Raw genomic sequence first — 13707 nt, 5'->3', positions numbered from 1 at the left:
TTTTCTATGAAGAGCTCAAGTATTATTTTTAAATATGTCATATTGATGACAACAAAAAAGAGCAATCGCGCAGCCGTCATCAAACTGTCATGCTAAAAATCTAAATTATCAGTCTGAATAGCCACATTGGAACCGCGATGACAATCGAAAAATCTGCTGAAATCCACGCCATTGAGGAGCATATGTCGATGGATGAACGATTCAATAATGACATGCTTGATAGTTTTGATGAAGAGCTGGAAATGGAGCTGGACGATGAACGCATGGAGCAGATTCTGGCGGAGTTCACTGGTGCAGGCAACATCACGGATGGCGCATCAGACAGGCTGTCAGAGCGTCAAACTTACTTTAAAGAACTGTTTAGGCTGCAGGGCGAACTGGTCAAACTGCAAGACTGGGTGGTGCGTAAAAAATTAAAAGTTGTCGTGCTGTTTGAGGGGCGCGATGCCGCCGGTAAAGGTGGGGTGATTAAACGGGTCACGCAGCGGCTGAATCCGCGCGTTTGCCGTGTTGCCGCATTGCCTGCTCCGAGTGAGCGTGAACGGTCGCAATGGTATTTTCAACGCTATATTTCTCACCTGCCAGCGGGTGGCGAAATGGTGTTGTTTGACCGCAGCTGGTATAACCGTGCCGGGGTAGAGAAGGTCATGGGATTTTGCAACGATGAAGAGTACGAAGAGTTTTTCCGTACGGTGCCCGAGTTTGAAAAGATGCTGGTACGTGCCGGCATTATATTGATTAAATATTGGTTCTCGATCACCGACGATGAGCAGCATTTACGCTTTATGACGCGTATTCACGACCCGCTCAAGCAATGGAAACTGAGCCCGATGGACTTGGAATCCCGCCGCCTGTGGGAGCAATACACCAAAGCCAAAGAGGTCATGCTGGAACGCACGCATATCCCCGAAGCACCATGGTGGGTCATAGAGGCAGTAGACAAAAAGAAAGCGCGCCTAAACTGCATCAGCCATTTACTCAGCCAGATTGAATACGGCGAAGTAGAACACGCGCCGGTCGTGTTGCCTAAGCGCGTCTATCACACCGACTATATCCGCGAGCCAGTGCCTAAAGAAATGCTGGTCCCGGCCAAGTATTAATGCTGCAAACAGGCGGTGATATTGGCACCACCGCCTACCTGCATCACTTAATCCGGCATATTCAACTGCCGCATAAAGGCCTGAAAAGAGCCCTTGGTCGCATGCAATGCCTGTAATTTGCTCACAGACTCATCCAGCGCATCACTCATTACTTCCAGTGCATCTTCATCCAGCCGCAAACTCATGGCACCAATTTCAAGCTCTATCGTGCGATGCGTTTCACAATAATGCACCCGGAAACCGGCCTGACCGGACAATAGAATTTTCTTACACATACTTTCCTCACTCATACTCAACCCCTAAATACGGTTGTTTTTATATTGCTAGCGGCGTCTCAGCCTGCTCATGCTCATTGACCAACAAGGTCCATTGCACACACATCCGGCGCGATACACTACAAATCAGGTCCGAATCGGCATACTCGGGCGCGGTCAGCGTTTCGGCCAGGCGCAAGGCCTGCTTGGCCAGGTCATAGGTTGGTTTTTTGATATACAAGGTCGCAATATAGAGCAACGACGCCATCACAGACTCCGCATCAGGCAGGCTGGGGTCGTAGCGTATGGCGTGGATATTCATTGTATTCATGGCAATCTCTCTTTCAAACACTCATCTCGATTTCAGTCTGCATCACAATGCGGGCCGCCGCCTTGCGTAGCATTTCGTTAATCACGATAAAGCTGTCGGCTTCAAATTTAAGCGTGGTGCCGCCCACCTCCAGCTCTACCGTGTCTGAAGATTGATGATAAAGCACCTTGCAGGCGGTTTTTCCAGCCAGCATGGTTTTTCCAACCACCGTATGACGTTTCATCATGTGTCTCCTTGGCTACACTGCTTTCAAATGATAATAATTATCATTTACATTGTCAAGCAGAAATAATGCATCCGTAGCCAGTGTTTTATCCGCATATTGAAACAGCCTGGCTTAAGCGTGAAACAGGCATAAAAAAAGCCCTGCAATGCAGGGCTTTTAAGCGCAGGTGATACGGATGTTGTTATGCACGCATTTGACGGCGCGCGGCGATCAAGCCTGCCAAACCACATAACAACATGGCATAAGAGGATGGCTCCGGCACTTGCGCCACAAAGCTGGTAATCGGCGTTTGCGACATGGTAACCACGCCTGCATTCAAGAACGTCAGGCCGGTGACGAATGCCGTTGTGTTGCCGGGGCTAAGCATGGCTGCAGTATCAATACCAACCACCGTAAAGCCGCTCAGCGGGGCGGCAAAGTCAAACACCGTGCCACCCATTACCGTGCCAAGCAAGCCACCAGGCGTCACATTACCCAAGGCATAAATTGCATAGCCATCGGTGTCGGCGGTCAGTAGTGGCAGCAAAACTGACGTAAACTGGTTGCCCGTCACTTCGTAGTCATAGCCCACCGCAACCAGCGGATCAATAAACACGCGCTGGTTTAACTGCACATTGAATTCAAATTGATAAGCACCATCAACCACCACAGGCAAAAAGGCATTTTCGGCAGTTTGGCCCGGCAAGGCACCGTTATTAAACAAAAAACGCCACAAACCAGGCGTCGCGGTAGACACGTTGCTCAAGTTAACCAGATTCAACACCTCATTTGAGAGTGAACCTGGCAAGGTTTCGTAGTTGATATTATCCCCTGCATCATAGCCCGCTTGCGCAGGCACACCACCCAAACCATTGATACCGCCACTGGCGCTGCCCGTCGTCCATTGCAGGCGGTCATAACGAAACTCGGCGCTAAAACTACCATCCGTTGTGCCTGGGGCCTTTTGCAGCACTAATTGAAAATTATTTTGCTTGTCGTTTTGCGCAGGAAAATAACCCACGTTGTTCCAGGTCACAACCACAGTATCGGCACTTGGTGAAGCCACGTAGACATTATTACCGCCTAAAGGCGCAGGGCTACTGGTGCGCGTATCGACATCTGCCCAATAAGGCGCAATGATAGGCTGGCTGGCCACCGGAAACGCTCGCGGTGTAAACGTTGACAGCGGGCTTAGAAAACTGATATTGCCGTTATTGTTAACAAAAAAGCTGCTGAATGCCTGACCAAAAAAATTAATATTAAATGGCAGGTTCAATGCATTACTCGAACCATCATCATTTTGCAGCATTGCCAGCTCACCAAAGCCAGCATCGCCGCCAAACCCACTCAGCAACTCAATCGCCTGCACATTTGCCGACAACCCTGCCAACATAACGGCAAGGCTGATTTTCTTCATTCCAGATAAAAAGACCGTATTGCTACCCATCGTGCTACTCCTCACATTTTATTTATTTAAGATTTTAAGTGAGGTATGTTAACAATATTTATATTTAATTAATATATAAATACATAATTAATCGATGCGCTGGCAAGAAATGTATTGGGGCTGATTACCCTGAGCTAGTAAGAATAAGACAGCAAAAAAGTTGTCGCGTCGTCGCTGCGCATGGGTTTGCTTAGCAGGTAGCCTTGCATTTCGTCACAGCCTTGCGCCTGCAAAAATGCTTTTTGCTCAGGGGTTTCCACCCCTTCGGCAATCGTTTTCATGCCCAGGCTGCGCGCCAGTTGAATAATCGCAATCACGATGGCTTTGTCTTCATCATCGGTAGTAATGTCACGCACAAAGGTCTGATCTACCTTGAGTTTGTAGACCTTAAACTTTTTAAGATAACTCAGTGACGAATAACCGGTGCCAAAGTCATCTATCGACAAACGCACACCCAGGCCGTGCAAGGCATCCATCATCGCCACCGCGCCTTCAGGATTTTCTAATGCCACACCCTCGGTGAGCTCTAGCTCCAGGCACTGTGGCGACACTTGATAACGCTCAAGAATCGCCTTCACCAGCGCCGGTAGTTTTGGGTCGCGAAACTGTATGCTGGACAAGTTCACCGAGACAGACAGGCCTTGTATGCCCGCCAGTTGCCAGGCCTGAATTTGCTGTGTGGCCTGTTCTAGCACCCAGCTGCCAATGGCAATAATCAAGCCGCTAGACTCGGCCAGCGGTATAAACTCGGCCGGTGAAATAAAGCCTAATTGCGGATGCTTCCAGCGCAACAAGGCCTCAACGCCAATCAGGCGACCAGAGTCGAGCGCGACCTGTGGCTGGTAATATACAGCCAACTGGCCCAAAGCAATGGCTTGGCGTAACGCATTGACCAACTGCAGATTGCGTGCGGTCTGCACTTGCATATGGTTACTAAAAAACCGATAACTATTACGGCTCTCCTTTTTGGTCCGGTACATCGCCACATCCGCATTGCGCTGCAGGCTTTCCATATCGAGGCCGTCGTCCGGGTAAATCGCCACCCCAATGGAGGCCGTGATAGTGAGTTCATACTGGTCAATCACAAATGGTTGTTCGACTGCTTTTAACAGACGCTCAACAATTTCACGGGCAATGGCGTGATCAGCCTCTGCCAGCAAAAATACAAACTCATCGCCACCCAGCCTACAAATCGTATCCTGCGGCCGCACCAGGCTTTGAAAACGCTTAGTCAAGGCGATCAGCAAGTTGTCACCATAGCGATGACCCAGGCTATCATTCACATCTTTAAAATGATCCAGGTCCAAGAACATTAGCGCAAACTGGCCGTCCTGATCCCAGGCTTTTTCAATCTCAACGATCACGCGCTCATTGAGTAAATTGCGGTTAGGCAGGCCAGTTAACGCATCAAAATTGGCCAAAAAGCGGATGCGCTCTTCGGCCTCTTTACGCGTGGTAATGTCGCGAATAAACGCGCTGTAATAATGTGCATCATCGCGCTCAATTTCAACAATGGTGAGCTCAATCGGAAACTCGCTGCCATCGCGCCGCAAGGCAGTAATCTCGATCAGCTTGCCCAGCAAGCGCGATTGACCACTTTGCTGCAAACGCTGCATGCCCTGATGATGCGCCTCACGATATGCAGACGGCACAATCACGTCTTCGAGCAGGCGGCCAATCACCTCTGCGCGCGTATACCCAAACATCTGCGCTGCCGCACGGTTCCACTCAACAATCAAGCCCTGCAGGTCAATATTCACAATGGCATCCAGCGCGTTTTCCAGCACCAGTTGCGCCCGCTGCTCACTCACCAGCAAATTACTTTGATACAAACTGCGCTGCGCCTGCACTTCAAACCGGTCCAGCGCAAAGTCTATATTCGCCACCATATCTTGCAACAGGCGCTGAATATCAGGATCAAACGCCTGCGCGTGGGCGGCATACAATGACAGGCAACCGATCACTCTGCCTTCGGTATGCAGTGGCAAGAAGGCAGCGGCTTTCCAGGCAAACTCAGTGGCTTTGTCATGCCACACGGCACTGATAGGGTTGGTTTGAAAGTCGTGTACCCAATAAGGGTGGTCGGACAACATGCTTAAGCCACAAGGGCCTCTGCCACATGCCGCAGCCGGGTCGGCCGAAATCAGCACTTCATCCAGGTAATTGACACCCGAGCCAAAGGCAGTGGCCACAACGATCTGCTTGCTGTCACGGTCTAACTCGCCAATCCAGGCCATATTGGCGTGACCTAAATTGACAATAATCCGGCAAATCTGCTCAAACAAAGTGTACTTGTCATGGCTTTGCACAATCGCCTGATTACATTGGCTCAAGGCCAGATAAAGCTGATTGAGCTGCTGGTGATGGTGATGTTGCTGGGAATGCTGCGCCGCAGCATCTTGGTTATTGAGTTGCGCCAACTGCGTACGCAGTTGCTGCCAGCCCGCCGTCACGCTGGTTGCGTCCGCAGGAGAAAACTCAACTGGCGTAAAATTTTGGCTGCTATAGGCGTCAATCAGCACGCGATTAAAGAGTTGCAGGTCTGCGGCTTGTGCGGTCAACGCGGTGCGGTGCTGATGCCAGACCAACGCCGTTAACACGCCCCATAAGGCAACGGCCACGCCGAGTAACAAGACGATAAAGCGGTGTGTAGACACAGGCATGCTCGCCTGCGTGAGCAACAGGCAAATAAACAGCGCAAACAAGACCATCAGCCACAAATGTCTGATCAGCTTGCCCCGCCCTGCAGATGTGAATTGTTGTGCAGACATGGATGTTTAGCCTAAGCCCCCGTCCATTACTGTAAGGGATATGATTAAAATCAAACCCCCAAACACCTCTATAAATGCCCGGCAAATTGCCCGATTCAGCCAGCCATCATTTTTAGCCGCTGTGCCACCCAAACGCTGGCGTTAGCTGGTAGGCAAGCTGGCGGCCGCCGCTTTAATGACCTCATAATGGGCAAAAAATACCTCCACAGCAGCTGGGTCAAAGCGGATACCAGACTCGTTACGGATATAGTCACGCACCTTGTCTTCTGGCCAGGCCTGCTTGTATACCCGCGGATGTATCAACGCATCCCACACGTCAACAATCGAAAAAATACGCGCAGCAAACGGAATCTCTTCACCGGTTAGCCCCAGCGGATAGCCATGGCCATCCCAGCGTTCGTGGTGGCCATACGGAATATCCATACAGTTACTCAAAAAATCAATATTAGCCAATAAATCACGTGCAATTTGCGGATGCGTGCGCATCAGGCGCATTTCATCATCATCAAGTTGACCGGGTTTGATTAACACCGCATCCGGGATACCGATTTTGCCAATATCATGCAAAATCGCACTGCGCTCTATGCGTTTAAGTGACATTGCGTCAGTCACGCCCATTTTGCTTGCCAGCGCCACCGTCATCGCCGCGACGCGATAGGTGTGGTCTTTAGTTTCTTTGTGGCGTAAATCCAGCACTTGCACCCAGCCACGAATCGTCTGGTCATAACTGTCAATCAACTTTTGCTGCTGGTGAGCGGCGTTTTCCAGCGCGCGTTTGACCAGAATAAACAACAAAATGGCCGTGACCAGAATAAACAGCCAACCCTTGATGTCCTGCACCAGGGTCAAGTCATGCGCATCCGTGAATAGGCTCGCCACCAGCTTGTCAGAAAAGAAGATCCAGGCAGCACCTACCAACACATACACCAGCACAATTTTATACTGCGGCCGCATAGTCACCCTCGCATGACAATCATCAAAGGGTTAATTCTTATCGCAAACGCTAATTTATGCAAATATAATCAAGTGGTCAGGCGGCCCAAGACATTTGGCCACAACCCAGCTGCTTGGCCTGATACATTGCCTTGTCAGCCACGGACAATAATTGCTCTATGGCCTCACCTTCGTTGCACACGGTTAAGCCAATTGACGTGCCTAAACGGCACACGGCCGCTTGAATCTGAAACGGCGGCTCAAACACCATCAGGCATTTTTGCGCCACCATCTCCACCGAGGCCCTGCCCTGTTCTGGCAAATCAGACAGCACGATCACAAACTCATCGCCGCCCACGCGCGCCAAGGTATCACTACCGCGAATCACCTTGCCCAAGCGTCGCGCTACCTCAATCAGTGCCAAATCTCCGGCCTCGTGCCCAAACTGGTCATTCACGGCTTTAAAACCATCGAGATCAAGATAAAGCAGCGCTGTGCCAGTTTTTTTCACCATGGCCAGCTCCATCGCCTGCCGCAGGCGCAGCGACAATAATTTGCGGTTAGGCAAGCCAGTCAGCGTGTCATGGTGTGCCACATGACTCAGCTCCTCGTTCTGGGCAGAAATCTTATGATAAGCATCCTTTAAAGAGCCAATCAAATCTTCATTTTCAAAGCTGATGCGTGCCGCGTGGCGCAATGACTGGTTAAACCGGTAGGCAATGCCTATCATCAGCAGATAAAAAATGACGCTAAACACGGCCATGATAAAGCTCGATAGATTTTCACTAAACGAGAACACCAGCACCGTTGGCAGCATGGCAGGCAAACTAAAGGCAAAAAAAGCCGGGATACACGACGCCATGGTCACCACGCCGCCCATCACCATCGCCTGAATGGCCGTGATGACAATAATCACCGTCATCGGTGGCGCATCTTTCACCAAAAACCCTAATGCACCCCACGCCAGCCCAGAGAGCGCCAACGTCAGACAATAACGGTATGCTAAAGGGTAATTAAAACCATGCTTGGCCAGCCGTTTTTGGCAACGCTTAAGCAGCCACACGCGTAACATAATGACGCCGTACACCACGCTGCACCACAATAAAAACAAATCACTTTTGTCAGAGCCCCATTGCGAAAACGCAATCAACAAACCCCCAAACGCACTCCCGATTAAAGGAATGCGCGCTCCCGATAACAGCTTGTGAAATAACGCTTCGTCAATCCGAGCCTGCAAACTCATTAATCATGACCTCTTCTTTTTTATTTTTACAGCCAGCTTTACATACACTGTTTAAAGTCATGCTAATGCAAGCCTTTAAAAATAACCAGTTAAATCAAAGGGGTTTTCAATACATTACACCCGTATCTGCTCAAACTATCCGTTTAAGGCCATCAAAACAAAAACGGCTTGCATCTCTGCAAGCCGTTTTAAATGTTGACCATCTCTCAGCCATCGCCCACACAAAGAGCCATGGGGAGCATGATAGCGTTACACGTGTGCCAGACGTTTTCTCATGCCGAACACAAATGCCAACCCAGCCAACACCATGCCCGAGGAGGCAGGTTCTGGAACCGGTGTCGTCACGATCGAGTTCAGATACCAGGCACTATCACCTTGCGCTTTGGTCAGGCCTTGCACATGCAGGGCATAGTCGTCCAAAGTAACCTGAGAAGCCGAAGCAAATGTCGCCGTCCAAGTGATGGACTCATTTGCCAGCAAACGATCCTGGCCTTGGCCAAGCACAAACCTGAAGTCCCAACCACCGCCAGGACCACCACCATTACCTGCGGTCAGGCTAGTGACACCACCACTAATATTGCTAATCGTGATATTGCCGGCGCTGACATCCGGCGTCGCTTTGACAGCGATTGACCCAATAAAAGCTTTATTGGTAAACAAGGCATTCAAATCATAGGCAGACAAGGTAAATGTATAGACATTGCCGGTGTTGCTGACTGACAACGAAGCAAAATCAGCCCCCGGTTCGTAAGTCCCTGACAACAATTCGCCATAAGTTTCTACTGCCGCATGTGATGAGACTGACACCAACATTGCCAGAGAAAAAATCAAAGAGTTTAAAAAGCGCATAAATAGATCCCCCCACTCAAGTTATCGCAATAATATTTTCCCGAGTAACTATTATTGCAAAACCAAATTTTAGCGAGAGTCAAATAAAAGCCAATAGTCCATTAGGGCCTTTTGCAAGATTTAACATTTACCAGGGGAAATAGCGATATACACAGCCTATGCACGTGGCAGTTTGCGCGCTTCACGCGCTAAAAACTGGTCTAATTGCGCCGCAAAGGTATGCCGGTCAGAAGACTGCATGGCACTGGGGCCTTGTGTTTCAACCCCGCTGGCACGCAGTGACTCCATAAAGTCACGCATGGACAAACGCTCTTTAATATTCTCCGGGGAATAAAACTCACCGCGCGGGTTGAGCGCGTGCCCGCCTTTATCTATCACTTGTGCCGCCAGTGGAATATCGGCAGTAATCACCAGGTCACCCACCTCCAGCGCAGCCACAATGGCGTTATCCGCCACATCAAAGCCTTTAGGCACTTGCATTGCCCGTAAATAAGGCGATGGCGGCACACGCAACAATTTATTCGCCACAAACGTGGCGGCGATTTTAGAGCGTTCAGCAGCCCGGAACAAGATTTCCTTGATCACGACCGGGCACGCATCGGCATCCACCCAAATATGCATTTAGCGCGGTTTAGGGGTAAACAATGCGCCTTGCGAGTGATTGCCGCCCTGGCGATGTGGCGCAGCCTGATTACCATGCCGCTGATTAGCACTCGCATGCCCAGACTTTTGCTGGTTGGGCTGAGCTTGCCCCTGCTTGTTTTGTCCAGGTTTACCGTGGCCCGCCTGGCCTTGTGCCGAGCGCGGGTGATTCGCTTGCGACTGACGAGGCTGTGCTTGCCCTTGCTTGCTTGCAGCAGGCTTGTGCTGTTTACCTTGAGCTTGCCCCTGGCGCTGACGCCCTTGGTTTTGCCCACGAGGTGGCCGGTCTGGCTCTTCGCTGCCTTTTTCCGGTGCCACAAAGCCCTCTACCGGCACTCTGGGGATCTCGCGTTTAATCAGTTTTTCAATGTCTTTCAACATTCCCAGCTCTTCGCGATCGACCAGTGAAATCGCCGCACCGCTGGCACCTGCACGCCCGGTACGCCCAATACGATGCACATAATCTTCTGGCACATTGGGTAGCTCAAAATTGACCACTTGCGGCAATTGGTCAATATCCAGCCCACGGGCAGCAATGTCGGTCGCCACCAGTGCCGGAATCGTGCCTGCTTTAAACTGGGCCAGGGCCGCCGTGCGCGCATTCTGGCTCTTGTTGCCATGAATCGCCATCGCCGGAATGCCATCTTTCACCAGTTTTTCTGCCAATCGGTTAGCCCCATGCTTGGTGCGCGTAAAAATCAGCACTTGTTGCCACTGATGATGCTTGATCAGATAGCTGACCATTTCACGCTTGTGGGCTTGCGGCACCATGTGCACGCTTTGCTCAATCAGTGCATTTGAGGTGTTGCGGCGCGCCACTTCCACCAGGTCTGGCGTATTGAGCAGGTTATCTGCCAACCGCTTGATTTCATTCGAAAAAGTGGCCGAAAACAGCAGGTTTTGGCGTTTTTTTGGCAACATGGCCAACACTTTTTTAATGTCATGGATAAAGCCCATGTCCAGCATACGGTCAGCTTCGTCCAGCACCAGAATTTCAATGCCAGACAAATCGAGCGCCTTTTGCTGCACCAGGTCGAGCAGGCGGCCCGGGGTTGCTACCAGAATATCCACTGGTTTGCTTAAGCGGTTGATTTGCGGATTAATGCTCACGCCACCAAACACCACCATACTTTTGAGTGGCAAATATTTGCCGTAAGTGGTCACTGACTCGCCAATTTGCGCTGCCAGCTCACGCGTTGGTGACAAAATCAAACAACGTGGCTTGCCCTTAACGGCCTGCGCCAAGGGCGACTCAGACAAACGATGCAAAATCGGCAAAGTAAAGCCGGCCGTTTTACCGGTGCCGGTTTGCGCACCAGCCAGCAAATCGCCGCCGCGCAGTACATAAGGAATCGCCTGCGCCTGAATCGGCGTTGGCGAGGTGTAGCCGGCATCGGCAATCGCGCGCTGCACTGGCTCGCATAAATTTAAATCAGCAAACGTCAGGTTTGCAGGGGTGTTTTCTAATGACAAATTAATTCAACTTTTAAAGGTTGCATGGCATGCCGCCATGCAAAATTAATAGGCGTTGGTCTGTTGCAAGTGGCAACACCAATCTGGACAAACGAGATAATACTGATGAAGTATGACAGAGCCGCTACGTTGATTGGTTGACCGTAGGGTGCTGGCATTATACGCGCTATTCGCCAATATTCTAATCTATTGAATATATTTGAATTTTTCGCGCCTGCACAGCCCCATCACCCGCAAAGCACGCGGTTAAGTGCTCGCCACCATGGCGCGTGCCGCATGCAATTTTTTGTAGCTGTCGATCAGGCGGTGGTGCCTGTCTAGCCCCTCCAGTTTCATGCTGGTAGGCGTCAAGCCGTAAAAGCACACGCTGCCGTCCACCGAGCCTAAAACAGCATCCATCCGTGCATCACCAAACATTTTGCGAAAGTTGACTGCGTAATCGTCTAGCGCCAAGTCGTCATCCAGCACCACTTCTAACACCACATTCAAGGCCTGATAAAACAAGCCGCGCGCGGCCGAGTTGTCGTTATATTGCAAAAAGGCCCCCACTAGCTCATGCGCCTCTTCAAATTGCTGCAAGGCTAGATTGATCAGCAGTTTCAACTCCAATACGGTGAGCTGGCCCCAGTCCGTATTCTCGTCAAAGGCAATACCGATCAAGGTGGCGATGTCACCGTAATCATCCAGCTCGTTATTCTCCAAGCGCTCAAGCAGGGCTTCCAGGCCGTCATCGTCCAGTGTATGCAAAGTCAAAATATCTTCACGGAACAACAATGCCTTGTTGGTGTTATCCCACACTAAATCTTCTACAGGATACACTTCAGAATAGCCAGGCACCAAAATGCGGCAGGCCGTGGCGCCTAGCTGGTCAACCACCGCCACGTACACTTCTTTGCCCATGTCTGCCAGCATGCCAAACATGGTCGCAGCCTCTTCGGCACTGGCATGTTCACCTTCACCGGAAAAATCCCACGCGACAAACTCGTAATCTGACTTGGCACTGAAAAAGCGCCACGACACAATGCCGCTAGAATCAATAAAGTGCTCAACAAAGTTGTTTGGCTCAGTCACCGCTTCACTGGCAAACGTCGGTTGCGGCAAATCATTCAAGCCCTCAAAACTGCGGCCTTGCAGCAACTCGGTCAGGCTGCGTTCCAGCGCGACTTCTAATGTTGGGTGCGCGCCGAACGAAGCAAACACACCACCGGTGCGCGGGTTCATGAGGGTCACACACATCACCGGATATTGCCCGCCCAGTGAGGCATCTTTCACCAGCACCGGGAAGCCTTGCTCTTCCAGGCCCTTAATTCCGGCCACAATGCCAGGGTATTTTGCCAGCACGGCTTGCGGCACGTCTGGCAAGGCAATTTCGCCCTCGATGATTTCGCGTTTCACCGCGCGCTCAAAAATCTCCGATAAACATTGCACTTGCGCCTCGACCAACGTATTGCCTGCGCTCATGCCATTGCTCACGTACAGGTTTTCAATCAGGTTAGACGGAAAATAAACAATCTCGCCATCTGACTGCCGCACAAACGGCAGCGAACAGATACCGCGCTCAGCATTACCAGAATTAGTATCTATCAGATGCGACCCACGCAACTCGCCGTCCGGGTTGTATATCTCCAGGCAGTAGTCATCCAAAATTTCCTTTGGCAACGCATCTTTGCGGCCTGGTTTGAACCAGCGCTCATTCGGATAATGCACAAACGCGGCATTGGCGATCTCTTCGCCCCAATATGACCCGGCATAAAAATGGTTGTTACTCAGCCGCTCAATATACTCACCCAAGGCTGACGCCAGCGCGCTTTCTTTGGTGGCACCTTTTCCGTTAGTGAAGCACATCGGCGAATGCGCATCGCGAATATGCAGCGACCACACATTGGGCACAATATTGCGCCAAGAGGCAATTTCAATTTTGATGCCCAACCTGGCCAGCACGGCTGACATATTGGCAATAGTTTGTTCTAACGGCAGGTCTTTGCCGGCAATATAAGTGAGCGCATCACCAGTGGTATCCATCGTCAGCAAAGCTTGCGCATCGGCATCCAGGTTTGCCACTTCTTCAATGATAAACTCAGGGCCGGCTTGCACCACTTTTTTCACCGTGCAGCGATCTATCGAACGCAAAATACCGACACGGTCTTTTTCTGAAAGATCGGTCGGCAATTCAATCTGGATTTTAAAAATCTGCTTGTAGCGGTCTTCGGGGTCGACGATATTGTTGTGCGACAGACGGATATTATCGGTAGGGATATTGCGCGTGCTGCAGTACAGCTTTACAAAATAAGCAGCACATAAGGCAGAAGATGCCAGAAAGTAATCGAACGGGCCAGGCGCCGAGCCATCGCCTTTATAGCGGATAGGCTGATCAGCAATCACCGTGAAGTCATCGAACTTGGCCTCAAGACGTAGCTTATCGAGAAAGTTGACTTTGACTTCCATAATGAGACTCCAAA

Annotated in this window: 12 protein-coding genes; 1 reads left to right on the top strand and 11 read right to left on the bottom strand. The window is 50.7% G+C overall.

Annotated elements, in window-relative coordinates; translation table 11 throughout:
• Nucleotides 1-137 precede the first annotated feature (137 nt).
• Nucleotides 138-1100, top strand: a complete 963-nt coding sequence (ppk2, locus tag METH5_RS0108865; RefSeq protein ID WP_036307751.1) for a polyphosphate kinase 2 — start codon at nucleotides 138-140, stop codon at nucleotides 1098-1100.
• A gap of 47 nt (nucleotides 1101-1147) precedes the next feature.
• On the opposite strand, the gene METH5_RS0108860 is transcribed toward ppk2, so the two are convergent.
• The 11 genes from METH5_RS0108860 to METH5_RS0108810 all read right to left on the bottom strand — a co-directional run bounded on the left by METH5_RS0108860 (nucleotide 1148) and on the right by METH5_RS0108810 (nucleotide 13693).
• On the bottom strand, nucleotides 1148-1375 hold the full coding sequence (locus tag METH5_RS0108860; RefSeq protein WP_228519697.1) for a hypothetical protein: 228 nt from the start codon (nucleotides 1373-1375) through the stop codon (nucleotides 1148-1150).
• A gap of 40 nt (nucleotides 1376-1415) precedes the next feature.
• On the bottom strand, nucleotides 1416-1685 hold the full coding sequence (locus tag METH5_RS0108855; protein WP_029148166.1) for a hypothetical protein: 270 nt from the start codon (nucleotides 1683-1685) through the stop codon (nucleotides 1416-1418).
• 13 nt (nucleotides 1686-1698) lie between these two features.
• Nucleotides 1699-1911 carry a hypothetical protein gene (locus tag METH5_RS0108850; protein WP_232410995.1) on the bottom strand — a complete coding sequence of 71 codons (213 nt, stop codon included), beginning with the start codon at nucleotides 1909-1911 and terminating at the stop codon, nucleotides 1699-1701.
• 181 nt (nucleotides 1912-2092) lie between these two features.
• Nucleotides 2093-3337 (bottom strand): nidogen-like domain-containing protein, encoded by a 1245-nt coding sequence (locus METH5_RS0108845; protein ID WP_232410994.1) that lies wholly within the window; start codon nucleotides 3335-3337, stop codon nucleotides 2093-2095.
• A gap of 134 nt (nucleotides 3338-3471) precedes the next feature.
• A complete protein-coding gene (locus METH5_RS0108840; protein ID WP_029148164.1) occupies nucleotides 3472-6108 on the bottom strand; it encodes a bifunctional diguanylate cyclase/phosphodiesterase in 2637 nt (878 codons plus the stop codon).
• A 141-nt stretch (nucleotides 6109-6249) separates the two neighbouring features.
• Nucleotides 6250-7062 carry an HD-GYP domain-containing protein gene (locus tag METH5_RS0108835; protein ID WP_029148163.1) on the bottom strand — a complete coding sequence of 271 codons (813 nt, stop codon included), beginning with the start codon at nucleotides 7060-7062 and terminating at the stop codon, nucleotides 6250-6252.
• Between the two features lie 76 nt (nucleotides 7063-7138).
• Entirely contained in the window at nucleotides 7139-8284 is a 1146-nt protein-coding gene (locus tag METH5_RS0108830; protein ID WP_029148162.1) for a GGDEF domain-containing protein, read from the bottom strand.
• Between the two features lie 249 nt (nucleotides 8285-8533).
• Nucleotides 8534-9133: a PEP-CTERM sorting domain-containing protein gene (locus METH5_RS0108825; protein ID WP_029148161.1), complete on the bottom strand. Its 600-nt coding sequence runs from the start codon at nucleotides 9131-9133 to the stop codon at nucleotides 8534-8536.
• A 156-nt stretch (nucleotides 9134-9289) separates the two neighbouring features.
• Nucleotides 9290-9754: a YaiI/YqxD family protein gene (locus METH5_RS0108820; RefSeq protein WP_029148160.1), complete on the bottom strand. Its 465-nt coding sequence runs from the start codon at nucleotides 9752-9754 to the stop codon at nucleotides 9290-9292.
• Nucleotides 9755-11248 (bottom strand): DEAD/DEAH box helicase, encoded by a 1494-nt coding sequence (locus tag METH5_RS14880; protein ID WP_051412911.1) that lies wholly within the window; start codon nucleotides 11246-11248, stop codon nucleotides 9755-9757. It abuts the gene before it with no gap.
• A 246-nt stretch (nucleotides 11249-11494) separates the two neighbouring features.
• Nucleotides 11495-13693 carry an OsmC domain/YcaO domain-containing protein gene (locus METH5_RS0108810; protein WP_029148159.1) on the bottom strand — a complete coding sequence of 733 codons (2199 nt, stop codon included), beginning with the start codon at nucleotides 13691-13693 and terminating at the stop codon, nucleotides 11495-11497.
• Between the last annotated feature and the right edge of the window lie 14 nt (nucleotides 13694-13707).

Origin of the sequence: Methylophilus sp. 5 (assembly GCF_000515275.1) — a bacterium.
Classification (GTDB): Bacteria; Pseudomonadota; Gammaproteobacteria; order Burkholderiales; family Methylophilaceae; genus Methylophilus.
The sequence above is the reverse complement of the archived record's forward strand: the minus strand, read 5'-3'. Positions and strand labels throughout refer to the sequence as shown.